The sequence below is a fragment of the Mitsuaria sp. WAJ17 genome (assembly GCF_014174515.1).
Classification (GTDB): Bacteria; Pseudomonadota; Gammaproteobacteria; order Burkholderiales; family Burkholderiaceae_C; genus Roseateles_B.
In genome coordinates this window covers 87630-109693 of record NZ_JACJUG010000013.1, presented here as the reverse complement: position 1 = coordinate 109693, position 22064 = coordinate 87630, and the positions used below count along the sequence as shown (strand labels likewise).

Annotated in this window: 23 protein-coding genes; 10 read left to right on the top strand and 13 right to left on the bottom strand. The window is 67.7% G+C overall.

Annotated features, from left to right (window positions below):
- Positions 1–198 precede the first annotated feature (198 nt).
- From H5407_RS12555 to H5407_RS12535, 5 genes are read left to right on the top strand one after another with little or no spacing between them, the layout of a single operon-like run.
- The gene (locus tag H5407_RS12555; protein ID WP_183104785.1) at positions 199–765 is read left to right on the top strand and encodes an RNA polymerase sigma factor; all 567 of its coding nucleotides are present in this window, start codon (positions 199–201) and stop codon (positions 763–765) included.
- A complete protein-coding gene (locus H5407_RS12550) occupies positions 762–1232 on the top strand; it encodes a DUF3619 family protein (protein WP_183104784.1) in 471 nt (156 codons plus the stop codon). Before H5407_RS12555 ends, H5407_RS12550 begins: the two co-directional genes overlap by 4 nt.
- A complete protein-coding gene (locus tag H5407_RS12545; protein ID WP_183104783.1) occupies positions 1192–2067 on the top strand; it encodes a DUF3106 domain-containing protein in 876 nt (291 codons plus the stop codon). Before H5407_RS12550 ends, H5407_RS12545 begins: the two co-directional genes overlap by 41 nt.
- A 3-nt stretch (positions 2068–2070) precedes the next feature.
- Positions 2071–2586: an RDD family protein gene (locus H5407_RS12540; protein ID WP_183104782.1), complete on the top strand. Its 516-nt coding sequence runs from the start codon at positions 2071–2073 to the stop codon at positions 2584–2586.
- Positions 2583–2960 carry a diacylglycerol kinase gene (locus tag H5407_RS12535; protein WP_183104781.1) on the top strand — a complete coding sequence of 126 codons (378 nt, stop codon included), beginning with the start codon at positions 2583–2585 and terminating at the stop codon, positions 2958–2960. Before H5407_RS12540 ends, H5407_RS12535 begins: the two co-directional genes overlap by 4 nt.
- 63 nt (positions 2961–3023) lie before the next feature.
- Here the strand turns inward: H5407_RS12535 and H5407_RS12530 are convergent, their stop codons facing one another.
- Both H5407_RS12530 and H5407_RS12525 read right to left on the bottom strand, forming a co-directional pair.
- Positions 3024–3362: a P-II family nitrogen regulator gene (locus H5407_RS12530; RefSeq protein WP_183104780.1), complete on the bottom strand. Its 339-nt coding sequence runs from the start codon at positions 3360–3362 to the stop codon at positions 3024–3026.
- 55 nt (positions 3363–3417) lie between these two features.
- Positions 3418–5463, bottom strand: a complete 2046-nt coding sequence (locus H5407_RS12525) for an NAD(+) synthase (RefSeq protein WP_255501220.1) — start codon at positions 5461–5463, stop codon at positions 3418–3420.
- Between the two features lie 97 nt (positions 5464–5560).
- Here H5407_RS12525 and H5407_RS12520 point away from each other — a divergent pair, with 97 nt between their 5' ends.
- Entirely contained in the window at positions 5561–6745 is a 1185-nt protein-coding gene (locus H5407_RS12520) for a GNAT family N-acetyltransferase (protein WP_183104778.1), read from the top strand.
- A gap of 76 nt (positions 6746–6821) precedes the next feature.
- Here H5407_RS12520 and ppa read toward each other — a convergent pair whose 3' ends face one another.
- Positions 6822–7361 (bottom strand): inorganic diphosphatase, encoded by a 540-nt coding sequence (gene ppa, locus H5407_RS12515; RefSeq protein ID WP_183104777.1) that lies wholly within the window; start codon positions 7359–7361, stop codon positions 6822–6824.
- Positions 7362–7633: 272 nt separating this feature from the next.
- On the opposite strand from ppa, the gene H5407_RS12510 reads away from it, so the two are divergent.
- The 3 genes from H5407_RS12510 (at position 7634) to H5407_RS12500 (ending at position 11493) form a co-directional block, all read left to right on the top strand.
- On the top strand, positions 7634–9859 hold the full coding sequence (locus H5407_RS12510; RefSeq protein ID WP_183104776.1) for a sodium-translocating pyrophosphatase: 2226 nt from the start codon (positions 7634–7636) through the stop codon (positions 9857–9859).
- Positions 9860–10023: 164 nt separating this feature from the next.
- Positions 10024–10875: a J domain-containing protein gene (locus tag H5407_RS12505; RefSeq protein WP_183104775.1), complete on the top strand. Its 852-nt coding sequence runs from the start codon at positions 10024–10026 to the stop codon at positions 10873–10875.
- 135 nt (positions 10876–11010) lie between these two features.
- The gene (locus H5407_RS12500) at positions 11011–11493 is read left to right on the top strand and encodes a hypothetical protein (RefSeq protein WP_183104774.1); all 483 of its coding nucleotides are present in this window, start codon (positions 11011–11013) and stop codon (positions 11491–11493) included.
- A gap of 137 nt (positions 11494–11630) precedes the next feature.
- Here H5407_RS12500 and H5407_RS12495 read toward each other — a convergent pair whose 3' ends face one another.
- The 9 genes from H5407_RS12495 to H5407_RS12455 form a co-directional block, all read right to left on the bottom strand.
- On the bottom strand, positions 11631–13229 hold the full coding sequence (locus H5407_RS12495; protein ID WP_183104773.1) for a nitrite reductase: 1599 nt from the start codon (positions 13227–13229) through the stop codon (positions 11631–11633).
- Positions 13226–14473, bottom strand: coding sequence for a heme d1 biosynthesis radical SAM protein NirJ (gene nirJ / locus H5407_RS12490; protein ID WP_183104772.1), 1248 nt, complete (start codon positions 14471–14473; stop codon positions 13226–13228). Before nirJ ends, H5407_RS12495 begins: the two co-directional genes overlap by 4 nt.
- Positions 14474–14475: 2 nt before the next feature.
- Positions 14476–15009: an Lrp/AsnC family transcriptional regulator gene (locus H5407_RS12485; protein WP_183104771.1), complete on the bottom strand. Its 534-nt coding sequence runs from the start codon at positions 15007–15009 to the stop codon at positions 14476–14478.
- The gene (locus H5407_RS12480; RefSeq protein WP_183104770.1) at positions 15006–15512 is read right to left on the bottom strand and encodes an Lrp/AsnC family transcriptional regulator; all 507 of its coding nucleotides are present in this window, start codon (positions 15510–15512) and stop codon (positions 15006–15008) included. Before H5407_RS12480 ends, H5407_RS12485 begins: the two co-directional genes overlap by 4 nt.
- Positions 15505–16572, bottom strand: a complete 1068-nt coding sequence (locus H5407_RS12475; protein WP_310737642.1) for an Lrp/AsnC family transcriptional regulator — start codon at positions 16570–16572, stop codon at positions 15505–15507. The genes H5407_RS12480 and H5407_RS12475 overlap by 8 nt, the downstream gene beginning before the upstream one ends.
- The gene (locus tag H5407_RS12470) at positions 16569–17789 is read right to left on the bottom strand and encodes a cytochrome D1 domain-containing protein (RefSeq protein ID WP_183104769.1); all 1221 of its coding nucleotides are present in this window, start codon (positions 17787–17789) and stop codon (positions 16569–16571) included. The genes H5407_RS12475 and H5407_RS12470 overlap by 4 nt, the downstream gene beginning before the upstream one ends.
- Positions 17786–18154, bottom strand: a complete 369-nt coding sequence (locus H5407_RS12465; protein ID WP_183104768.1) for a cytochrome c — start codon at positions 18152–18154, stop codon at positions 17786–17788. Before H5407_RS12465 ends, H5407_RS12470 begins: the two co-directional genes overlap by 4 nt.
- Before the next feature lie 6 nt (positions 18155–18160).
- Positions 18161–18466, bottom strand: coding sequence for a c-type cytochrome (locus tag H5407_RS12460; RefSeq protein WP_183104767.1), 306 nt, complete (start codon positions 18464–18466; stop codon positions 18161–18163).
- Positions 18467–18544: 78 nt separating this feature from the next.
- Positions 18545–20278 carry a nitrite reductase gene (locus H5407_RS12455; RefSeq protein WP_183104766.1) on the bottom strand — a complete coding sequence of 578 codons (1734 nt, stop codon included), beginning with the start codon at positions 20276–20278 and terminating at the stop codon, positions 18545–18547.
- 210 nt (positions 20279–20488) lie between these two features.
- On the opposite strand from H5407_RS12455, the gene cobA reads away from it, so the two are divergent.
- Positions 20489–21322 (top strand): uroporphyrinogen-III C-methyltransferase, encoded by an 834-nt coding sequence (gene cobA, locus H5407_RS12450; protein ID WP_183104765.1) that lies wholly within the window; start codon positions 20489–20491, stop codon positions 21320–21322.
- On the opposite strand, the gene H5407_RS12445 is transcribed toward cobA, so the two are convergent.
- Positions 21307–22005 (bottom strand): Crp/Fnr family transcriptional regulator, encoded by a 699-nt coding sequence (locus tag H5407_RS12445; RefSeq protein ID WP_183104764.1) that lies wholly within the window; start codon positions 22003–22005, stop codon positions 21307–21309. The two genes, cobA and H5407_RS12445, sit on opposite strands and share 16 nt — an antisense overlap.
- Between the last annotated feature and the right edge of the window lie 59 nt (positions 22006–22064).

Sequence of the window (22064 nt, the reverse complement as noted above, 5' to 3'; positions counted from 1 at the left end):
GGATTCGGAACGTGCGCGGTCAAAAAACTCGGCACCCCGGTCGGGCACCAGCTTGAGACCTTGGGAACTCATTGTGCGAAGCAGCATTATGCATGGAATTGGCGCCCTGACTGGGGTCTGGACTCCAATTCCGAGGGCAGTGCCATAATCCGCGACGTTTTCCCGCCGGCGCACCGGCCCGGGCGCACTGGATGCATCTTGGCGACAGACAAAGAACTCAACGATTTCCTGAAGAGCGTGGACCGGCGGGCTTTCAAGCGCACCGTCTACATGGTCCGCGACGACGATGCCGCCCTGGACATCGTCCAGGACTCCATGATCCGCCTGGCCGAGAAGTACTTCGACCGCCCAGCAGCCGAACTGCCCTTGCTCTTCCAGCGTATCCTGTCCAATGCGACCATGGACTGGTTCCGGCGCCAGAAGGTCCGCAACGCCGTCATGTTCACTATGTCGGACGTCGAAGGCGCTGATCCGGACGACGACTTCGACTTGCTGGAAACGCTCACCAGCAGCAACGGCGGCCTGGGTACGCTCAGCGCGGCAGACGAGGTGTCGCGCAGCCAGATCCTCCAGGCCATCGACGCCGAGGTGAGCCAACTGCCGACACGTCAACGGGAAGCCTTCCTGCTGCGTTACTGGGAAGAGTTGGACGTCGCCGAGACGGCCAGCGTCATGGGTTGCTCGGAGGGAAGTGTGAAGACGCACTGCTCACGGGCCGTTCACGCACTGGCCAAGGCGCTCAAAGGCAAGGGGATCACACTATGAACAAGCACACGACGTCCACCCTGGACCCGGCGGTTGACGCCCGCGTATCGGCCTATGGCAAGCGCCTGGCCGTCGGCCTCAGCCAGGCCAGCGACGAACTGCCCGCCGACATCACCGAGCGCCTGCGCTTCGCGCGCGAACAGGCCCTGCGCAAGGCCAAGGAAGCCCGCGTGGCTGTGCCCGTCACCGCGGAGCAGACCCTTCGCATGGGCAGCACCCTGGCCCTGCAGGGCGGTGATCGCCCGGCGCGCTGGTTCAAGCTGGCCTCGCTGGCCCCCCTGCTCCTGCTGCTGGCCGGCCTGCTGCTGATCCAGCACAGCCAGTGGTACCAGCAGATCCTGGCCGCCGCCGAGGTGGACACCGCCATGCTGGCCAAGCCCTTGCCGCCCGCCGCCTACAGCGATGCGGGATTCAAGGAATACCTGGATGAGAATCCGGACGAGCAACAAGAACGACACGAAGAGTGACCGCCCGCCCATGACGCCTGCGCTGAACGTCCGCCGCCTGCTTGCCCTGCTGCTGATTCCGGCACTGCTGGGCATCGCCCACGCCCAGTCCAGCGAAGCGCCTGCCGCGGCCGCCAGCGCCGCGGCGCCGGCCTCGGCAGCCCTTCCCGCCCTGCCCCCGGCTCCCAAACCCCTGCCCACCGCCAGCCTGGTGGGGGCGCAGCGGTGGTCCACCCTCACGCCGGCCCAACAGGCCGTCCTGGCGCCCCTGGCCGATGAGTGGGACGGCCTCGATGCCGCGCGCAAGAGCAAGTGGCTGGAGATCGCCGCCCGCTTCCACACCCTCACGCCCGAGCAGCAGGCCCGCCTGCGCGAGCGCATGATCGCCTGGACCCGCATGAGCCCCGCCGAGCGCCAGCAGGCGCGTGTGGGCTTCCAGTCCAATCCCCAGCTGCGCGACGAGAAGCTGCAGTCGGAAAAGCTCCAGTCCAAGTGGGAGGCCTACCAGGCCCTCACGCCGGAGGAGCGTCAGGCCCTCGCCCAGAAGGGTGCTGAGAAGGCCGCCCAGAAGCGTGCCGATCCCAAAGCCGCGGCCCAGGCCCAGAAGCCACTGAGCGGTGCCAAGTCCGCCTTCGTGCCTCCAAAGCAGGCCGCTGCGCCCGTCCCTGTCGCCCCCTCGGTGCTACAGGCCCGCCCGGGCGTCAGCACGGTGCTGATCACGCAGGGCGTACCGCAGGCCGGCCGCGCGCTGCCAGCCCGGCGCAAGCTGGTCGTCGATCCGGCCCTGGTCGATCCCAAGACCCTGCTGCCCCGCGTTCCCCAGGCACCCGCCGCGGCCTCGACGCCCGCGCGCTGAACGATGGAAGCGCAGTTCCCCGGGCAGGCGCCCAGCCTGTGGCGCCGCATGGCGTCCTTTCTCTATGAAGGCGTGCTGCTCTTTGGGGTCACCTTCATATCGGGCTATCTCTACGCCGCACTCACGCAGCAGCGCAGCGCCCTCATCGGCAAGAGCGGCCTACAGGCCTTCGAGTTCGTGGTGCTGGGCATCTACTTCATATGGTTCTGGACCCACGGCGGCCAGACCGTCGCGATGAAGGCCTGGCACTTGCGCGTGGTCGATGAGCACGGCGCCCCCCTGCGCCAAGGGCGCGCCCTCGCGCGCTACCTGCTGTCCTGGCTGTGGTTCCTGCCAGCCCTGGCCTCGGTCCACTTCGCCGAACTGCATGACGGTGGCGCCATCTTCGGTGCCCTGCTGGCCGGCGTGCTGGGCTATGTGCTGCTGGCCCGACTGCATCCCTCGCGCCAGTTCCTGCACGACCTGCTGTGCCGGACCCGCGTGATCACGCAGCTGCCGCCCGCGCGCAAGAAGCCATGAGCAACCCGCACAAAGGCCGCAGGGGCCTCGATCGCATCCGGCATGCAGCGGGCTACTCCTGGGCCGGCCTGAAGGCAGCCTACAGCGGCGAGAGCGCCTTCCGCCAAGAGGTCTGGCTGTGCGTGCTGGCCGTGCCCCTGGCCTTCTGGCTAGGGCAGGGCTGGGTGGAGACCGCCCTGCTGCTGGGTTCCCTGCTGCTGGTGCTGATCGTCGAGCTGCTGAACTCGGGTATCGAGGCCGCCATCGACCGCGTGGGCTTCGAGTTGCACGAGCTTTCCAAGCGAGCCAAGGACCTGGCCAGCGCGGCCGTGCTGCTGTCCCTGCTGCTGTGCGCCGGCGTCTGGGGCGCCGCGGCCTGGCATCGCTTTCTCTGAATTCCTCGGCCCCAAAGAAAAGGGCGCCTCGCGAGGCGCCCTGCTTCATGGCGGACCGAGGGGTCAGACCGCTGCCTCGTCTTCTTCGCCGGTGCGGATGCGGATGACCTGCTCCACCGGGGTCACGAAGATCTTGCCGTCACCGATCTTGCCGGTCTTGGCTGCCTTGAGAATGGCCTCGATGCAGCGCTCGACGTCATCATCCTTGACCACGACCTCCACCTTCACCTTGGGCAGAAAGTCCACCACATACTCGGCGCCGCGGTAGAGCTCCGTGTGGCCCTTCTGGCGGCCGAAACCCTTGACCTCGGTGACGGTCAGACCGGACGCGCCCACCTCGGCCAGGGCCTCGCGGACCTCGTCCAGCTTGAAGGGTTTGATGATGGCGGTGATCTGTTTCATCGGGGACTCCAAAGCGGATTGATAAAGGCTGTTGCCCCCGATTTAAGCATGGAACTCAGGCCGGAATCCGCTGCAGATCGGCCAGCCAGACACCTGCTTCACCGTCACTGGGCGCCCGCCAGTCACCCCGCGGCGACAGCGATCCGCCACTGCCCACCTTGGGAGCGTTGGGCACGCAACTGCGCTTGAATTGGCTGCCCTGGAAGAAGCGTTTCACGAAGATGCTGAGCACCCTCTTGATTTCGGCAAGCTCGTATTCGTTGCGCTTCACATGCTCGCCATCAGGCCATTCGCCCAGCTCCCGGTCGCCCCAGGCCTGCAGAGCCAGGAAGGCGATCTTGGCCGGCGCAAAGCCGTGGCGCAGGGTGTAGAAGAGGTTGAAATCCTGCAACTCGTAGGGCCCGATGTGGCTCTCTGTGCTCTGCAGGGCCTGGCCCGGGACCAGCTCGGGACTGATCTCGGTGGCCAGGATGTCCAGCAGCACCTCACGTCCGCTGGCAGGACCGTTGTCATGGTCCAGTTGGTCTGTTTCGGCCACCCAGCGCACCAGGTACTGAATCAGGGTCTTGGGCACGCTGGCGTTCACGTTGTAGTGCGACATGTGGTCGCCCACGCCATAGGTGCACCAGCCCAGAGCCAGCTCGCTCAGGTCGCCCGTGCCCAGCACCAGGGCGCCGAGGTGGTTGGCCAGGCGGAAAAGATGGCTGGTGCGTTCGCCGGCCTGCACGTTCTCGAAAGTGACGTCGTAGACCGTCTGCCCTGCGGCGAAGGGATGGCCGAGGTCCTGCAGCATCTGGGTGCAGCTGGGGCGGATGTCGATCTCGCGCGCCTCGCAACCGATGGCCTGCATGAGGCGCCAGGCCTGGTCGCGCGTGCGGGTGCTGGTGGCAAAGCCGGGCATGGTCACGCCGATGATGTGCTGACGCGGCAGGCCCAGTTGGTCCATCGCGCGAGCGGCAACCAGCAGGGCGTGCGTGGAGTCCAGTCCGCCGGAAACGCCCAGCACCAGCTTGCGGATGCCGCTGGACTCCAGGCGCTGCACCAGGGCCTGCACCTGGATGTTGAAGACCTCGTGACAGCGCTCGTCGCGGCGGCTGCGGTCGGCGGGTACATAGGGAAAGCGGTCCACGCGGCGGCGCAGGCCCAGGGCCTGCTCGCGCGGCGGCGCCAGTTCCAGCCCCACGCGGCGGAAGCCCTGCAGCTGGGCAGCATGGCGGCGCACCGAGGTGCCATAGCTGGTCTGGCGCATGCGCTCGCGGGCGAGGCGCTCCAGATCGACGTCAGCAAAGATCAGCTGCGAGCCACGGTGGTAGCGCTGCGACTCGGCCAGCAGGTCTCCGTTCTCGCTGATCAGGGCCTGGCCGTCCCAGGCCAGGTCGGTACTGGACTCGCCCGCACCGGCCGAGGTGTAGACATAGGCCGCCAGACAGCGCGCCGCCTGCTGCGAGACCAGTTGCCGGCGATAGGCCGCCTTGCCCACGGTGACATTGGAGGCCGAGAGGTTGACCAGCACGGTCGCACCAGCAAGGGCCGCATAGCACGAGGGCGGGATGGGCGTCCAGACGTCCTCGCAGATCTCGGCATGAAGCACCAGCCCCGGCACGTCCTGCGCCTCGACCAGCACATCGCTGCCCGTCGGCACGCGCTGGCCCAGCAGCTCGATCTCGCGGCTCAGCAGCTCATCTGCGGCATTGAACTGCCGGGCCTCGTAGAACTCGGCATAGTTGGGCAGGTAGGTCTTGGGCCACACCGCCAGAAGGCGGCCGCGGTGCAGTGCCACGGCACAGTTGAAGAGACGGTGCTCGAGACGCAGCGGCAGGCCGACGATGGCGATGGGCATCAAAGCCAGGGACTGCTGCAGCAGCTCGGCCAGGGCCTCCTCGCAGGCATCCAGCAAGGCTCGCTGATGAAAGAGGTCGTCGCAGCTGTAGGCCGAGAGGCCCAGTTCCGGGAAGGCCACCACGGCCGCACCGGCCTCGTGGGCCTGCTGCATCAGCGCCGCGGTCTGCAGCGCATTGAAGGCGGGATCGGCGATGCGGCACTGCGGCACGCCCACGGCAATGCGCGCCAGTTGATGGTTGTAGAGATTGTGGAATTCCATGACCCTCATCCTGCCATCATTTGCCCTGGCCCCAAATCCCGGCGTACCGCCCCGCGCCATCGCGGCTTGCGCTCCTCGCCCTAAGATCCCGGCCACGATGAGCCCTCACCCACCCCTGGAGGTCCGGATCGACGACGACCCGGGCGCTTTGCCCCTCGCCGCCTGGAACGCCCTGCTGGCCGCCAGCCCGCATCCCACGCCCTTCATGCGGCTGGAGTACCTGCAGGCCCTGCACGACTCGGGCTCGGCCGTCGAGAAAAGTGGCTGGGCGCCACAGTTTTTCAGCGCCTGGGATGGTCCCGAGCTCGTGGCGGCCTGCCCGGCCTACCTCAAGACGCATTCCTACGGCGAGTACGTCTTCGACTGGGCCTGGGCCGAGGCCCATGCCCGCCACGGCCTGGCCTACTACCCCAAGCTGCTGGTGGCCGTGCCCTTCACGCCCGTGCCGGGCAGCCGGCTGCTGGCGCGCGACGCCGGAGCCCAAGCCACCTTGATCGAGGCCCTTCGCGCGCATGCAGAGGCCCTGAAGCTGTCCTCGGCCCATGTCCTGTTCCCGACGCCCCAGGAGCAGCGGGCCCTGATCGGCGCCGGCTGGCTGGGCCGCAGCGGCGTGCAGTTCCACTGGGAGGCGAGCCCGACGCCACCGACCGGCTTCGAGGCCTTCCTGGCCAGTCTGCAGCGGGACAAGCGCAAGAAGATCCAGCAGGAGCAGCGCCGCGTGCGCGAGGCCGGCGTCAGCTACCGCGTGCTGCAGGGCGACGAGATCCGGGCGCAGGACTGGGACTTCTTCCACCGCTGCTACCGCCAGACCTATGCCGAGCACCGCAGCACGCCCTACCTCAGCCGGGACTTTTTCCGACTCATGGCCGATGGCATGGCCCGGCACTGGCTGCTGTTCATTGCCGAGCTCCAGGGCGAGCCCGTCGCCTGCTCGCTGATCGCCCTAGACCCGGACCAGGGTGTGGCCTACGGCCGCTACTGGGGCAGCCTGGTGGACATCTCCTGCCTGCACTTCGACGCCTGCTACTACCAGCCCCTGGCCTGGTGCATGGCCCGGGGCTACCGGCGCTTCGAGGGCGGTGCTCAGGGCGAGCACAAGCTGGCGCGAGGCTTGATGCCCATCGACACCCATTCCACGCACTGGCTGGCCCACCCGGACTTCCGGGACGCGGTGGCGGACTACCTGGCCCGCGAGGGCCCGGCCATCGCCAGCTATGCCGAGGATCTGCGCACCCACCAACCCTTCAAGCGCCCGTCGGCCGGCACACCAGACGCCTCATGAAAAACGCCGCCGGGGCCTGGGCCCTGGGCGGCGTCGTCTGGTGGCGGAACCGACGCGGGGTCAGTTCTTGCCCGGCTTACTTCTGCAGGGACTTGGCGTAGTTTTCCATGCCGGCCACGATCTCGGCCTTGGCGGACTCGGGGCCTTCCCAGCCCTGCACCTTGACCCACTTGCCAGCCTCGAGGTCCTTGTAGTGCTCGAAGAAGTGCTGGATGGCCTTCAGGCGCATGGGGTTGATGTCCTCGGGCTTGTTCCAGTGGTCGTAGATCGGGAGGATCTTGCTGGTGGGCACGGCCAGCAGCTTGGCGTCGCCGCCGGCTTCGTCGTCCATCTTCAGGACACCGATCGGGCGGCAGGTCACCACCACGCCCGGGGTCAGGGCGAAGGGCGTGATCACCAGCACATCCACGGGGTCGCCGTCATCGGACAGGGTCTGGGGGATGTAGCCGTAGTTGCACGGGTAGTGCATGGCCGTGGTCATGAAGCGGTCCACGAACAGGGCACCACTTTCCTTGTCGACCTCGTACTTGATCGGGTCGGCGTTCATCGGGATCTCGATGATCACGTTGAATTGCTCGGGCGCCTTGGGGCCGGGGGTCACGTTGTGCAGGCTCATGGTCTTGTCATTAGTCAACGAAAGGGGTCCGCGCTCGCGTCACGGGGAAACCCGGATTCTACCGGCGCCCCTGATCTCAGGCTGACACAGCCGCCCCGACGGCCCGCGCGCGGGGCGTCAAGGGATTTCTGGCAACCACTGGTAAACGATCAATCTTTCGGCACTTCCACTCGCATAGCATGCCCCGACGGACCTGTTGAACGGCGTGCAGGACTGACGTTGAGAAGCAGGCATCTTTTTCAAACGGCAGAGACAACGAAGGAGACATGTACATGTCGACGAGTGTGGCGCTGTATTTCGCGCTGGCCTGCGGCCTGGCCGCGGTTCTGTATGGTTTCATTCAACGCAGCTGGATCCTGAGCCAGGACGCCGGCAATGCCCGGATGCAGGAGATCGCCGCGGCGATCCAGCAAGGTGCGGCGGCCTATCTGGGGCGGCAGTACCGCACCATCGGCGTGGTCGGCGTCGTGCTGGCCATCGCCATCGCGGTGGTGCCCGGACTGGGCCTGCAGACTGCGGTGGGCTTCGTCATCGGGGCCGTGCTCTCGGGCATCTGCGGCTTCATCGGCATGAACATCTCGGTGCGGGCCAATGTGCGCACCGCGCAGGCCGCCACCAAGGGCATGGGCCCTGCACTGAACGTCGCCTTCAAGGGCGGTGCCATCACCGGCATGCTGGTCGTCGGCCTGGGCCTGATCGGCGTGGGCGGCTTCTACTACGCCATCACCGGCGGCACCGGCGCCAGCAGCGAGGCCCTCAAGCCCATGCTGGGCTTGGCCTTTGGTTCCTCGCTGATTTCCATCTTCGCCCGCCTGGGCGGCGGCATCTTCACCAAGGGCGCTGACGTCGGTGCCGATCTGGTGGGCAAGGTCGAAGCCGGCATTCCCGAGGACGACCCGCGCAACCCGGCCGTGATCGCCGACAACGTCGGCGACAACGTCGGCGACTGCGCCGGCATGGCCGCCGACCTCTTCGAGACCTACGCCGTGACCCTGATCGCCGCCATGGCGCTGGGGGCGCTGATGGTGGGTGGCGCGGCCACCCATGCCGGCGTGGTCTACCCGTTGGCACTGGGCGGCGTGTCCATCATCGCCTCCATCATCGGCTGCGGCTTCGTCAAGGCCAGCGAGGGCATGAAGAACGTGATGCCGGCGCTGTACAAGGGCCTGATCGTGGCCGGCGTGCTGAGCCTCGTCGCCTTCTACTTCGTGACCACGGCCATGTTCCCCGGCGAGATTGAACTGGCGGGCGGCCTCAAGGCCAATGCCATGTCCCTGTTCGGCGCCTGCGCCGTGGGCCTGGTCCTGACCGCCGCCATGGTGTGGATCACCGAGTACTACACCGGCACCCAGTACGCCCCCGTGCAGCATGTGGCGCAGGCCTCGACCACCGGCCATGGCACCAACATCATCGCCGGCCTGGGTGTCTCGATGAAGTCCACGGGCTGGCCCGTGATCTTCGTGTGCGCGGCCATCTACACCGCCTTCCACCTGGCCGGCCTGTACGGCATTGCCGTGGCAGCCACGTCCATGCTGTCCATGGCCGGCATCATCGTGGCCCTGGACGCCTACGGCCCCATCACCGACAACGCAGGCGGCATTGCCGAGATGAGCGACCTGCCCGACAGCGTGCGCGACATCACCGACCCACTGGACGCCGTGGGCAACACCACCAAGGCCGTGACCAAGGGCTATGCCATCGGCTCCGCCGGCCTGGCCGCCCTGGTGCTGTTCGCCGACTACACCCATGCCCTGGAAGCCCGGGGCATGCACCTGAGCTTCGATCTCTCCGACCACAAAGTCATCGTGGGCCTGTTCATCGGCGGTCTGATTCCCTACCTCTTCGGTGCGATGGCCATGGAAGCCGTGGGCCGCGCTGCGGGCTCGGTGGTGGTCGAGGTGCGCCGGCAGTTCAAGGAGATCCCCGGCATCATGGAAGGCACGGCCAAGCCGGACTACAGCGCGGCCGTGGACATGCTGACCTCGGCGGCCATCAAGGAAATGATCATTCCGTCCCTGCTGCCGGTGATCGCCCCCATCGTGGTGGGCATGACGCTGGGCCCAGCAGCCCTGGGCGGCGTCCTGATGGGCACCATCGTGACCGGGCTCTTCGTGGGCATCTCCATGTGCACCGGCGGTGGCGCCTGGGACAACGCCAAGAAGCTGATCGAGGAAGGCTTCACCGACGACAAGGGCGTCGTGCACCGCAAGGGCTCCGAAGCGCACAAGGCCGCCGTCACCGGCGACACCGTGGGCGATCCCTACAAAGACACTGCCGGCCCGGCCGTGAATCCCCTGATCAAGATCATCAACATCGTGGCCCTGTTGATCGTGCCCCTGCTGCCCATGACGCAGGGCACAGCCAAGCCGGTGGAGGCCAGCCCGGCCCCTGTCAGCGCTCCGGCGCAGGCGGCGACCGAGGGTGCGAGCATGGCCTCGGCCCCGCTGATGGCTGCCCCGGCTTCCGCGGCGGACGGTGCCTCAGCGGCCAAGCCCTGAACGGCGGCGGGACAGGAAGCGCCTTCCTGCCCAGGATTACCCGAATCTGGGCAAAAGAGCTCGCATCCGCGGGCTCTTTTTCATTGGCGGCCGCCGGTGGCGAGCCACAATAGTGCCCAGTATGTTTGCGAGTCGTGACACCTGACGCCTTCCCTGGATCCGCCATGCGCCGCCCTGTGCTCACTCGCCACGAATTCGAACGCCGCCGCCAGCAGATGGCGGACCTGCAACGCTATGTCGCCGAGCAGGAGCAGAGCTTCCACCTGCTACACACCGCGCTGCAGGCCTTCGTGGACCGCTACACCGCCCTGCTGGGCCCACTCTACCTGGAACTGGATGCGCTGGAATCCCAGTTGCATGCCGCCAGCCTCTACCTGGCCGAGGCCCTGCGCCGCAACGGCGTGGAAGTCTCCCTGCCCACGCCGCCGCGCGCCACCGACCTGCCACGGATCCCTCGCCTGCCGGATGCGGCCCCGCTGCCGTGCCAGCCGGAGGGGGGTGGGGTGATCGAGGTCGAACCGCCCTCGCTGAAGCAGCTCTACCGCCGTGCGGCCATGCGCCTGCACCCCGACCTGGCACCCAACGAGGCCCAGCGCCGCCAGCGCGAGCAGGCGATGATGGACGCCAACAAGGCCTACGCCGAGGGCAATCGTTTCCTGCTGGAGCGCCTGCTGCTGGAGGCCGGCGAGGATCCCTTGAAGGTCACTGGCAGCAATGGCGATGCCGTGCTGGAGTGGCTGCGCCGCAGTGAGCTGGCCGTGCAGGGCCGGCTGCGCGTGGTGCAGGCCCATCTGATCTCGCTGCAGGCCCATCCCATGCACCAGCTGATGCAGGCCATCGAGGGCGCCGAGGGCCGCGGCCTGGCCCCCTTCGAGATCATGCAGAGCCGCCTGCGCACCCAGATCAGCCAGCGCCGCCAGGAGCTCTACATCGGCCAGCGCCTGCAGCCGGAGTCCGAGCTGGCGGTGGCCTTCCTCACCCAGCGCGTGGAGCGCCTGGGCGCTTCGGCCTGCTGACCTCAACGAAAGTCCGGGCGCCAAGCCACCGCACTGGCACCACAGACTTCACCGTTGCCTTGCAAAACGCCCATCGGCTAGATGCCCATGGTGGCGGCTCCGCGCCTGCGACGGCACTCATTGAAAGCAATCCTTATGCGACGTGTTCGCCCCTTCAGCCTGCTCATAACGCTGCTGCTCGCCCCCATCTGTGGAATGGCGAACGGAAAGCCCGCAGGCCCGCCCAGCCGCTTCCTCTTCTCGGTCAGTCACATGGGGACGAGCAATGAGCTGCAAATCGTCGGCGGGCGCCTGAAGTGCACGCGCCATGACCGCGGCTCGACGATTCGCCCCAAGATGCGCCAGCCGACGCCCGAAGACTGGCGTCGTCTCAGACAGGTCCTGGAGGATGCGAATGTATGGCGCTGGCGCCCGTCGTATTCTCTGCAGGGCGTCGAGGTGATGGATGGCCAGCTGTGGAGGCTTGAGGTCCGCTATGCCGATGCCGCCGTCACCTCCCGCGGTTACTCGGCGTACCCAGCCATCGACGGGAGCCTGGCTTCGCATCCAGAAATTCCCAGCGTCTGGTTCCCCCTGCGCAAGGCTCTGGTTGAGCTGGCGCCCGGCTGCCTGGACTAACGTCCGTCCTGAAGCGCCGATGACGTCCCTGGTCGCCGTCAGCGAGCACTGACGGCGCAAAGTCCGGCGGGCCCGGTCTGCGTGACTCGGATCGTCCGCGTGTAAGGCGCCCAGCTGTCTCTCCTCGCGCGCAAGGCTCAATGCGAGGTCCCTTCCTCGCGGCTGATCTTGTTCCAGACGTTGTACTTGCCCACCGGCTTGCTCATGGGCAGGCGCTTGAGTTCCTTGAAGCTGCGGGCGTCATACACGATCAGCGCGCCGTCCATCTCCCAGAGGCTGGCCAGCACATAGCGGCCGTCCTTGGTGAACTCGACGTGGGCCAGCGTCTTGCCCGGCTCGCGCACCTGGGCGACGACCTCCAGGCGCTGCTTGTCGATGATGCTCAGCGTGTCCTTGGCCGTGGGGCTCATCATGGAGTCGGTCCAGGCGTAGGGGCTCTGGGCATGGCTGCGCATGAAGAAGCCGGGGCCGGGGGTGACGATCTCCCTGACCAGCTGCCAGCTCTTGAGATCGACCACGCTGATGCGGCCGTCCTTGAGGTTGGGGCTGGCCAGCAGGCGCCGGCCTTCGCGGGTGAAGCTGATGCCCGAACCCAGGTGCGGCAGGCCCGGGATGGGCAGCTCGGCGATCTTCTTGCGCACGTCCAGGTTGACCACCTGGCCCAGGCTGCCGCCGCCCTCGCGGGGCCGGGCCGAGCCCAGCACATGGGCGTAGCTGTCGTCGAAGAAGAAGTCGTCCAGCGGCTCCTCCAGCAGGGTGCGGCGGATGTTCTGGTAGCCGGGCGTGGGCAAGGCCTCGCCCATCTTGTAGTCGTGCACATAGCCCTCGTGGATGGGCTCGGCCTTGGGGTCGTAGCTGATCTCCCACAGCTCAGGCAGGTCCTTGAGGGCCACGACGAAGCTCTTGCGCGGCGTGGCGTCATACACCGCCGAGACCCGCGAGCTCTGCGCCCCGTCGCGGCTCTGCGCGGGGTAGGTGCGCACCAGCTGAAGATCAGCGTCAAAGAGCACGGCGGTGCGCGGCAGGTAGTTGGCCGCCATGACCCAGCGGCCATCGGCGCTGACGGCGACGTTACGCATGTTCAGACCCGCACGCACCTCGGCCACCAGCTTGAGGTTCCAGAGGTCGTACTTGCTGATCCAGCCGTCACGCGAGCCGAAGAAGACATAGCGGCCGTCCGGCGTGAACTTGGGGCCGCCATGCAGGGCGAAGCGGCTGGCGAAGCGGTGCAGGACCTCGAAGCGGTCGCCGTCCACCAGGCTCACGTGGTGATCCCCGCCCTCCACCACCACGAAGAGATTCATGGGGTCGGCCTTCCATTGCGGCTTGGCCGGCCAGCGGGCGCTGTCGGGCTCGAAGCTGCGGGAGGCACGGATGTCGGCATCGCTCCAGCGCGGCACGGGCAGCTGGGGCGCGTAGACGAAGGCCTGCAGCGCCTGGATCTCGGCCTCGCTGAGCTGCGCGCCGAAGGCCGGCATCTGCGTGGCCGCACGGCCGCCGCGGATCACGGCCAGGGCCTCGGGCTTGCGCAGGCGCTCCAGGCTTTCGGGCAGCAGGGCCGGGCCCATGCCGCCGGTGCGCTCGGCGCCATGGCAGCTCGCACAATGCTGCTGGTACAGCGCCGCGGCGGCCGGCGGCCTGGGCGCATCGTCCGCTGCGCGGGCGTAGTCCAGACCGGTCATCACCAGGCCCAGGGCCAGCAGCAGCTTGCAAATGGACTTGAAGGACTCGTTCATGCCGACAGCACCTCGATGATGCGACGCTTGCCGCTGAAGGGCGCAAGCTCGACGCGAGCCAGCCGGCTCGCGGCCTCGGGCGAGAGACCGATCTCGTCGTCGTCGAGGTAGCAGCCCGGGTCCTCGGCCCAGTAGTCGCCGGTGAGCTGGTGGGCGCGGACCCGCGTATTGCCGCCGCACAGCGCAAAGTGCTGGCATTCGGCGCAACGGCCCTTGACGGGACGGGGATGTCTCTTGAGGCCGTCCATCAGCGGATCGCTGCGGTCGCTCCAGATCTCGGAGAAGGGCCGCTGACGCACATTGCCAAGCTGGTGGTGACCCCACATGGTGTCGGGGTGGACCTCGCCCTGGCTGTCGATATTGGCCACGCCCACGCCCGAGGCATTGCCGCCCCAGGTCACCAGGCGGGCGCGCAGGGCCGCCTGCCATTGCGGCCAGCGGCGGCCCACCCAGGCGAGCAGGTAGGCAGCGTCGGCATCGTTGTTGCCGGTGACGTAGTCGCGGCTGCTGCCGGCCTCGGCATCGGCCCAGGCAGTCTCGAAGAGCAGGTCCAGGGCCTGGCGAGTCGCCTCGAAGTGGGCGTCACGCCCACGGTGGATGTTGCCGCGGCCGGCGTAGTTGAGATGGGAGAAGTAGAACTTGTCCACGCCCTCGTCCTTCATCAGCTGCAGCAGGAAGGGAAAGTCCTGGCCGTTGAGGTCGGTGAAGGTGTAGCGCAGGCCGGTCTTGACGCCGCGTTCGTGCAGCAGGCGAATGCCGGCCATGGACTGCTCATAGGCCCCTTCCTTGCGGCGGAAGCGGTCGTGCGTGTCGCGGCTGCCGTCGATGCTGACGCCCACGTAATCGAAGTGCTGCGCCGCGATGCGGTCGGCCATCGCTGCGTCGATCATCGTGCCGTTGCTGGAGAGCGCCGTGTAGAAGCCCTGCGACTGCGCGCGGCTGGCGATCTCGAAGAGCTGCGGATGCAGCAGGGGCTCGCCACCGGAGAGGATCAGCACCGGCACACCGTAGGCGCGCAGGTCGTCCATCACGGTGCAGATCTCGTCGTAGCTCAGCTCGCCGGGATAGTGGTGGTCGGCCGACAGGGCGTAGCAGTGCTTGCAGGTGAGGTTGCAGCGCCGGGTCAGGTTCCAGATGACCACCGGGCGCGTCTCACCGCCCGCGTGCGCGCGGCGGGGGCTGGGATAGGCACCTTCGCGCTCGGCTCGGGCGATCTCGCGCAGGTATTGGCTGATGCGCAGCATGCTCAGTCCTCCGTGCTTGCGTTGACGGCACCGGGCCCTGTGGCCAGGCGCAGGCCGGTCTTCTTCAGGATGGCACTGCTGTAGAGGATCTCGCTGGCGTGGCAGGCATCGCCCAGCAGGACCCGGATCTCCTGCGCCTGCGCCTCCACCTCCTCGCGGCTGCGGCCGTGCAGCATGGCAAAGAGGTTGTAGGGCCAGACCGGCAGGTGGCGCGGCCGGCGGTAGCAGTGGCTGACGCAGGCCAGGCTGCCGATGCGCTCGCCGATCTCATCGACCAGGGCATCGTCCACGTCCCACACCGTCATGCCGTTGGCCAGGTAGCCCAGGCGGTAGTGGTTGGGGACGGCACCGATGCGGCGGATCAGGCCGCGGTCCTGCATGTCCTGCATCAGGTGCAGGACCTCGGTCTCGGTGATGCCCAGCAGCGCGCCCAGCGCCTCGTAAGGCTTGGCCACCAGGGGCAGACCCTGTTGGGTGGCGGCGATGAGGTGTCGTTCCAGCGCGCTGAGCTGCGCCGGTGCCTGTGCGGGATTCATGCGCGGGCCTCCGTGGTGGCGCGGGCCGGCAGATGCAAGCCCACGAAGTACTCACGCTCCTTGGGAAAGGCCCAGACCTTGAGGCCGGTCTCGGTCTCGATGGCATGGACCACGCGCGGGATGTCGGCCTCATGCTCGGTGGCCAGCACGAACCACATGTTCAGCAGATGCTCGCGGCGGTAGTTGTGGGCCACCTCGGGATGGGCGTTGACCAGGGCCGTGACGGCCTCGTAGCGCTCTTGCGGCACCTGCAGCGCGGCCAGCACAAAGCGGCCGCCGGCGCGTTCGATCTGGAACAGCGGGCCGAAACGAGTGAGCGTGCCCTCGCCCAGCAGGCGATGCAGACGCTCCAGCAGCTCGTCCTCGCTGCATCCCAGATCCTGGGCCACAACGAAAAAGGGCCGCGGCACCAGGGGCAGCCCGCCCTGCAGGCGGTTGATCAGCGCCGCGTCAAGGGCGTCTAGGCGCGCCAGGCTGCGGCGCGCGGCGGAAGGCTCATGCATGGGCACACTCCTGGGTCGATGGGCTGATGGTCAAGGCCGGCAGAGCATCGACGAAATAGCCCGAGCCGCACTGCTTGAAGCGCCGGCGGCTGAACAGCTGGGCCTGGGGAAAGGCATGAAGGCCAGCGGCTTCTCGGGCGGCGGCCAGGGCCGCACGCACGCTGTCGCGCTCGCGGCCATGAATCATGCAAAAGAGGTTGAAGGGCCAGCCCTCGCCGCGCTCGCGGCGATAGCACAGGGTCACACCCGGCTGCTGGGCCAGCACCTTGGCGTGGGCATCGACCTCCTCGTCCGGCACGTCGAAGACGCACATGGCATTGCTGGCGATGCCCAGCTCATGGTGGCGCACGATGACGCCGAAGCGCCGCAGCACGCCCTCGTCCAGCCAGGCCTGCAGCGTGGCCAGCACCTGGGTCTCCGTCCAGCCCAGGGCCTGCGCCCAGGCGGCATAGGGACGGGGCTGCAGGGGCAGGCCCTGCTCCAGCAAAGCCGCCAGGGGGCGCTGCGCCGGCGGGATGGCCCGCACGCGCGCCGGCTGGGCGGCGCCTGCAGGCACGGGCGCAGGGCCACGGGCACGCAGGTCAAAGCCCAGGTTGATGCGATAGGGCCGCACCATGGGCAGGCGCAGGGCCGGCAGGCCGCAGGCCTGTTCCAGTTCTGCCAGCCGCCGCTCGATCCATTCGAGCGAGGGCCCGGTGATCACGAACCACAGCGAGTACGCATGCTCGCGCTCGTAGTTGTGGTTGACGCCCGGCAGGGCATTGACCAGGGCCGCCACCGCCTCCAGGCGATCGGGTGGCACGGCCAGTGCGCACAGCAGGCCCGCGCCGCCCGAGCCCGGCGCAAACACGCCGCCCAGGCGGGACACCGAACCCTGCTCCACCGCCTGCGCCAGTTGCTCGATCACCACCGGCTCGCTGCAGCCATAGCGCCGCCCCATGGCCTCGAAGGGCTGGCTGACCAGCGGCAGGCGTTGCTGCCAGTCGTTCAGCAGGGCTTCGCGCAGCGGTGAAGCACCCGCTGACGGGCACACCGAGGGGCAGGCGGTCCTCGCGTTCACAGGCCCACCTTGCCGGCCCGGCTGGTGAAGAAGATGCCACTGGGCGAGGTGGACTCCAGCGTCGCCAGCGTCGCGAAGCTGGCGGTGTCGATCACCGAGACACGGTTGGCGTCACGCGAGGAAATCCACACGGCCTCCCCGCGCGGCGTGAATTCCATGTGCAGCACGGCCTTGCCGGGGCTCAGGGTCTGCACAATCTGGCGGGTCTGGGTGTCGATGACCTGCACGCGGTCATAGTCGGGCACGGCGAAGTTGACCCAGACCTGACGGCCGTCCGGCCGCGCCATCACGAAGACGGGCTGGCCCTGCACGGGAATGCGGCCGACCTCGCGCCAGCTCTCGGTGTCCACCACCAGCACCTCATGCCGCCCGATGGCCGGCAGGTAGGCATGGCGGCCGGCCACCGCCCAACCGCGCAGGTGCGGCATCTTGAAGACGGGTAGCGGCTCCTGGCCGCGACCGTAGCCCCCCAGGATTCGCTCCACGCGGGGCTCTGCGGCCCAGAGGTCGATCTTGGCCAGGCCGTCCTCGCCGAACAGGCCGGCGATGTAGTGGCGGCCGTCGGGCGTCACCAGCGCGTCATAGGGCTGGCGGCCGATGTTGCGGAACTTCTGCAGCCTGGGCGCGCGCGGGTCGGACAGGTCGGCGACCCAGATTTCGTCAGCATCGAAGAGCGCATAGATGAAGCACTGGCCCGGCAGGTCCGCCAGGCCCACGACGCGCGAGAACTTGCCCGGAGCGTATTCAGCGGGGATGTCGGCCAGGGGCTGCAGTGTCTGGGCATCGAAGACCTTGATGCCACCGGGCTGGTAGTTCTGCGCCACCACGAGGCGGCCGTCCTGCGAGATTGCCCCGCCGATGGAGTTGCCGGCCTGCTGCACGCGGGCCACGATGCGGCGCTCTCCCAGGTTCACCTTGCTCAGGGCGCCGTCGCGGCCGAAGACATAGGCATGCAGGCCGTCACGCGCGTAGACGATGGAGGCATGGGACAGGTCGCCCAGGCCCTCGATGCGGCCCAGCACGCTTCGGCTGCTGGTATTGACCACCTGCAGGCGGCCGTCGGCGCGCTCGACCACCAGGCCGAGGTCGCCGGTGCCCAGCCAGCGCTCGGCAGGTGCCGACGGCGCAGGCCCGGAGGCGCAGGCGCCCAGCAGGGTCAGCACCAGCGCGGACGCGGCCAGCCACAGTCCCCTCGGGCAGGGGCGCTTCTTGTTCATGGTTGTCTCCTCGGCACCGCCTCGGCAGGCGTTGCCCCGCCTTGCGGCGGGCTCAGCAGCTGCAGCGCCAGCCAGTCGGCCTCCTCGCTGCTCAGCATGCTTTTCCAGGGCGGCATGGGCGTGCCGGGCCGGCCATGGAAGATGGTGGCGCTGAGGCTCTGCCAGGGCTTGCCCTGCAGCGCATCGGCCGTGAGGGCCGGCCCCAGGCCACCGGTGAGCCGCATGCCATGGCAGGACCCGCAGTCCTGCCTGAGCATGCGCAGCAGCACGGTCTGGCGCTCAAGCGCTGGCACCTGCGGGGGCGCGGCCCGGCCGGAGACCGGCCAGGCCAGGGCCAGCAGGAGCAGGCAGACCGCGCCGCGCATGGCCGCTCAGCTCTTCAGGATCTGCTCGACGGCGGCCTTGAGGTCGCCATCGCTGATCTTGTCCGGACCGACCGGTGCCATGGGGATGGGGCCGAAGGTGCCGGCGCCGCCCTTGCGGACTTTCTCCATCAGCTTGGCCGTGACGTCCTGGCCCTTGTACTTGGCCGCGATGTCCTTGAAGGACGGACCCACCACCTTCTTGTCCTTGCTGTGGCAGGCCATGCAGCCGGCCTTGTTCATGGCCTCGTCCACGTTGGCATGCGCGGTCACGGCCGCCAGGCCGAGGCTCAGGGTGATCAACAACGCTTTCATGTGTGCTCCTTGGCTTGTTGCCTTGAAGACCCCCCCAGCCCTCGCTCGACGGCTGGGGTCAGGTCTTGCCTGCTTCACTCAGTACACGTCGTGCTGGGTGTTGTAGACGTTGAAGTGGCCCGTCGGCGTGATCAGGCGCGGGTCCTTGATCACGGCCTTGAGCTTCAGCGTCTTGTCATCGACGACCACCAGTGCGGACTGCTTGTCCTTGGCGGACCAGACGGCGAACCACACCTCGTCACCCGCCTTGTTGAACTCGGGCTGCACGACGCGCTGGGCGCCGCCGTCCTTGATGTCCGCCCACTCGGCGATGGGCAGCACGGTGTAGCCCTTGTCCAGGTTCTTGATATCGAACACGGCGACCGACTGGGACAGCTTGGGATCCGGGTTCAGCGGCGTGTCCACGTACAAGTGCTGGCTCTTGGGGTGGCTCTTCAGGAACAGCGAACCGCCGCCCTGCCCCTTGAGTACCGCCACCTGCTTGAAGGCGTACTGCTTGTGGCCCTTGGGATCGGTGGCGATCAGGGAGATGGCCTCGGAGCCCAGGTGGCCCGTGGACCAGACGGGGCCGAACTTCGGGTGCACGAAGTTGGCGCCCCGGCCGGGGTGGGGGATCTTGTCCACATCGACAAGCGCGGCCAGCTTGCCTTCCTTGGCGTCCACCGCCGCAATCTTGTTGCTCTGGTTGGCGGCCACCATGAAGTAGCGCTTGCTGGAGTCCCAGCCACCGTCATGCAGGAAGCGGGCGGTGCCGATCTCTGTGGTCTTGAGGGCGTTGAGGTCGGAGTAATCGACCATCAGCGTCTTGCCGGTCTCCTTCACGTTCACCACGAACTCGGGCTTGAAGTGCGAGGCCACGATGGAGGCCACGCGGGGCTCGGGGTGGTATTCCTGCTTGTCCACCGTCATGCCGCGGGTGGCGACGATCTTCAGCGGCTCGAGCGTGTCGCCCTTCATGATCACGTACTGGGGCGGCCAGTAGCTGCCGGCGATGGCGAGCTTGTCCTCGTAGCCCTTGTACTTGGAGGTGTCCACCGAACGGGCCTCCAGGCCCACGCGGATCTCGGCCACGTTGTCGGGCTTCTCCATCCACAGGTCGATCATGTTGACCTTGGCGTCACGACCAATCACGTAGAGATAGCGGCCGGATGCCGAGGTGCGGGAGATGTGCACCGCGTAGCCGGTCTTGACGATGCTGATGATCTTCTTGGTATCGCCATCGATCAGCGCGACCTCGCCGCTGTCACGCAGCGTGGTCGAGAAGATGTTGTCGATGTTGTAGCTGTTCATCTTCTTCGTCGGGCGCTTGGCCGGGTCGATGAGGACCTTCCAGGTGCCCTTCATCTGCTCCATGCCGAACTCCGGGGGCATGGGCGGGTCCTGCTGGATGTAGCGGGCCATCAGATCGACTTCCTTGTCGTTCATCTCGCCCGAGGTCAGCCAGTTGGGCATGCCGGCAGCCGAGCCGTAGGCGATGAATATCTTCAGGTAGTCGGTGCCCTTGGCCAGGGTGATGTCCGGCGTCAGCGGCTTGCCGGTGGCGCCCTTGCGCAGCACGCCGTGGCAGCCAGCGCAGCGCTCGAAGTAGATCTTGCGACCCTGCTCGAACTCCGCCTGCGTCATCGCGGGCGCCTTGGGGTTGCTGCTCTGGTACATGGGCTCACTGGCCAGGGGCGACGAGCCTGCCTGGTAGTTCACCTCCGCGGGGGTCACGCTCTTCTTGGCATCTTGTGCCTGAGCATTCAGGCTGGCCAGCAGGGCCAGGGCGGCCAGGCTGATCACGGCGAACCGGGGACTTTGCGGTGTCTTCATCACTCCACTCCGACAGGGGCGAGGCCCGACAAAAATTGAGCGGCGCCCCAGAGGCAGCACGTCGTCCAGACTCTGCTGGGCTCGGCAGGGGCTGCTTGTGCCTGGTCCGAGCGAAGCCATCGTCCCGCCGCCAGCCCCCGGCGTCCTTGAACTGGTTCAAGGACGCCACAAGAGCCCCTTTCCACAATGGGCTCATCCAAGGAGAGCCTCATGAGCCGACTCGACGAGCCGCTGTATTTCTCGACCCACACCAGCGCCAATGCCGCACAGCCGGCGCCGGTCACGCTGGTCGGCGCAGGACCTGGCGACCCCGATCTGCTGACGGTCAAGGCTGCACGCGCGCTCGGCCAGGCCACGCTGGTGCTCTATGACCACCTGGTGTCCAAGGACGTGCTGAAGCTGATCCGAGAGGACGCGGACCTGATCTATGTCGGCAAGGAAGCTGGCCACCACACGCTCACCCAGGAGGGCATCATCGAGCTGATGATCCGCCTGGCCCGCAGCGGCCGCGCGGTCCTGCGGCTCAAGGGCGGCGACCCCTACATCTTCGGCCGCGGCGGCGAAGAGGCGCAGGCCCTGGCGGCTGCCGGCATTCCCTTCGAGACGATTCCCGGCATCAGCGCCGCGCAGGCCGCGGGAGCGCTGGCGGGCATTCCGCTGACGCATCGCGACCACGCCTGCTCCCTGGTCTTCGCCACCGGCCACCTGCGCGAGGCCGTCGAAGGCGAGCCGCGCTCGGTGGACCTGGACTGGGACATGCTGGCCCGCCCCCGCCAGACGGTGGTGATCTACATGGGCCTGGGCAGCCTGCCCATCATCAGCGAGCAGCTGATCGGCCACGGTCTGTCACCGGACACGCCGGCCGCGCTGGTCGAGAAGGCCAGCACGCCGCAGCAGCGCTGCCTTCGCGGCAGCCTGCAGACCCTGCCGGTGCTGGCCAAGCTGCACGGCGTCAAGCCACCGGCCCTGCTGATCATCGGCGAGGTTGCCGCGCTGCACGAGCAGCTGGCGCCCGCCATGAAGGCCACTCACTGCAAAGGATAGGAGGCCAGGCCTCGGGTGTTGAGGATGCGGATGTCGCGGCGATCGATCTGGATCAATCCCTCCGCCTCCAGCTCGTGCAGCACGCGCGAGAAATACTCCGGCGTCAGCGACAGGCGCGAGGCGATCGTGGCCTTGCTGACCGGCAGCGAGACAGTCAGCGTGTCGCCGCCCTCGTAATCGTCCTCCTCCTGCTCGCTGAGCAGGAAGCCGATCACGCGCTGGATGCCGCTGTGCAGGCAGTAGGACTCCACATCGCGGATCAGCCCATGCAGGCGGCGCGAGACGCCAGCCAGCATGCGCAACGCGAAGCGAGGGTCGCGGGCAATCTCCTCCATCATCGCGGCCTTGCTGATGGACAGCAGCAGGCATTCCGAAAGCGTCTGCGCATTCACGATGTGCGGACGGTCGGTGAACATGAGGGCCTCGCCGAAGCTGTTGCCCGGCCCCACCAGCTCGATCACCTTCTCGGCGCCGCTGGGCGCGAGCGCATAGAGCTTGACCTGGCCCGTCACCACCACATGGAAGGCATCGCAGGCCTGGCCCACACGGAACACAGTCTCGCCGCGGCCCATGCGGTGCAGTTGGCAACCCTGCTGGGCCAGCGCCTGCAGCTCGTTGGGCTGCATGTCGCCGAACAGGGGCAGGACCGACAGATAGCGGGGCAGATCGAAGGTGACTGGCATGGAGGACTCCCAGAAAATGCTGGCGGCCTTTGCAGGCCTGACGGACGCGATTCTGTGGA

What these genes read in the sequence shown, in the direction of transcription:
- H5407_RS12445 (WP_183104764.1), bottom strand. Translation starts at nt 22,005, where the DNA reads ATGCCAGTCACCTTCGATCTGCCCCGCTATCTGTCGGTCCTGCCCCTG.
- H5407_RS12510 (WP_183104776.1), top strand. Translation starts at nt 7,634, where the DNA reads ATGTCGACGAGTGTGGCGCTGTATTTCGCGCTGGCCTGCGGCCTGGCC.
- H5407_RS12460 (WP_183104767.1), bottom strand. Translation starts at nt 18,466, where the DNA reads ATGAAAGCGTTGTTGATCACCCTGAGCCTCGGCCTGGCGGCCGTGACC.
- H5407_RS12455 (WP_183104766.1), bottom strand. Translation starts at nt 20,278, where the DNA reads ATGAAGACACCGCAAAGTCCCCGGTTCGCCGTGATCAGCCTGGCCGCC.
- H5407_RS12530 (WP_183104780.1), bottom strand. Translation starts at nt 3,362, where the DNA reads ATGAAACAGATCACCGCCATCATCAAACCCTTCAAGCTGGACGAGGTC.
- H5407_RS12545 (WP_183104783.1), top strand. Translation starts at nt 1,192, where the DNA reads ATGAGAATCCGGACGAGCAACAAGAACGACACGAAGAGTGACCGCCCG.
- H5407_RS12465 (WP_183104768.1), bottom strand. Translation starts at nt 18,154, where the DNA reads ATGCGCGGCGCGGTCTGCCTGCTCCTGCTGGCCCTGGCCTGGCCGGTC.
- H5407_RS12485 (WP_183104771.1), bottom strand. Translation starts at nt 15,009, where the DNA reads ATGAATCCCGCACAGGCACCGGCGCAGCTCAGCGCGCTGGAACGACAC.
- H5407_RS12495 (WP_183104773.1), bottom strand. Translation starts at nt 13,229, where the DNA reads ATGAACGAGTCCTTCAAGTCCATTTGCAAGCTGCTGCTGGCCCTGGGC.
- H5407_RS12525 (WP_255501220.1), bottom strand. Translation starts at nt 5,463, where the DNA reads ATGGAATTCCACAATCTCTACAACCATCAACTGGCGCGCATTGCCGTG.
- cobA (WP_183104765.1), top strand. Translation starts at nt 20,489, where the DNA reads ATGAGCCGACTCGACGAGCCGCTGTATTTCTCGACCCACACCAGCGCC.
- H5407_RS12520 (WP_183104778.1), top strand. Translation starts at nt 5,561, where the DNA reads ATGAGCCCTCACCCACCCCTGGAGGTCCGGATCGACGACGACCCGGGC.
- H5407_RS12505 (WP_183104775.1), top strand. Translation starts at nt 10,024, where the DNA reads ATGCGCCGCCCTGTGCTCACTCGCCACGAATTCGAACGCCGCCGCCAG.
- H5407_RS12500 (WP_183104774.1), top strand. Translation starts at nt 11,011, where the DNA reads ATGCGACGTGTTCGCCCCTTCAGCCTGCTCATAACGCTGCTGCTCGCC.
- H5407_RS12550 (WP_183104784.1), top strand. Translation starts at nt 762, where the DNA reads ATGAACAAGCACACGACGTCCACCCTGGACCCGGCGGTTGACGCCCGC.
- H5407_RS12480 (WP_183104770.1), bottom strand. Translation starts at nt 15,512, where the DNA reads ATGCATGAGCCTTCCGCCGCGCGCCGCAGCCTGGCGCGCCTAGACGCC.
- H5407_RS12540 (WP_183104782.1), top strand. Translation starts at nt 2,071, where the DNA reads ATGGAAGCGCAGTTCCCCGGGCAGGCGCCCAGCCTGTGGCGCCGCATG.
- H5407_RS12535 (WP_183104781.1), top strand. Translation starts at nt 2,583, where the DNA reads ATGAGCAACCCGCACAAAGGCCGCAGGGGCCTCGATCGCATCCGGCAT.
- ppa (WP_183104777.1), bottom strand. Translation starts at nt 7,361, where the DNA reads ATGAGCCTGCACAACGTGACCCCCGGCCCCAAGGCGCCCGAGCAATTC.
- nirJ (WP_183104772.1), bottom strand. Translation starts at nt 14,473, where the DNA reads ATGCTGCGCATCAGCCAATACCTGCGCGAGATCGCCCGAGCCGAGCGC.
- H5407_RS12470 (WP_183104769.1), bottom strand. Translation starts at nt 17,789, where the DNA reads ATGAACAAGAAGCGCCCCTGCCCGAGGGGACTGTGGCTGGCCGCGTCC.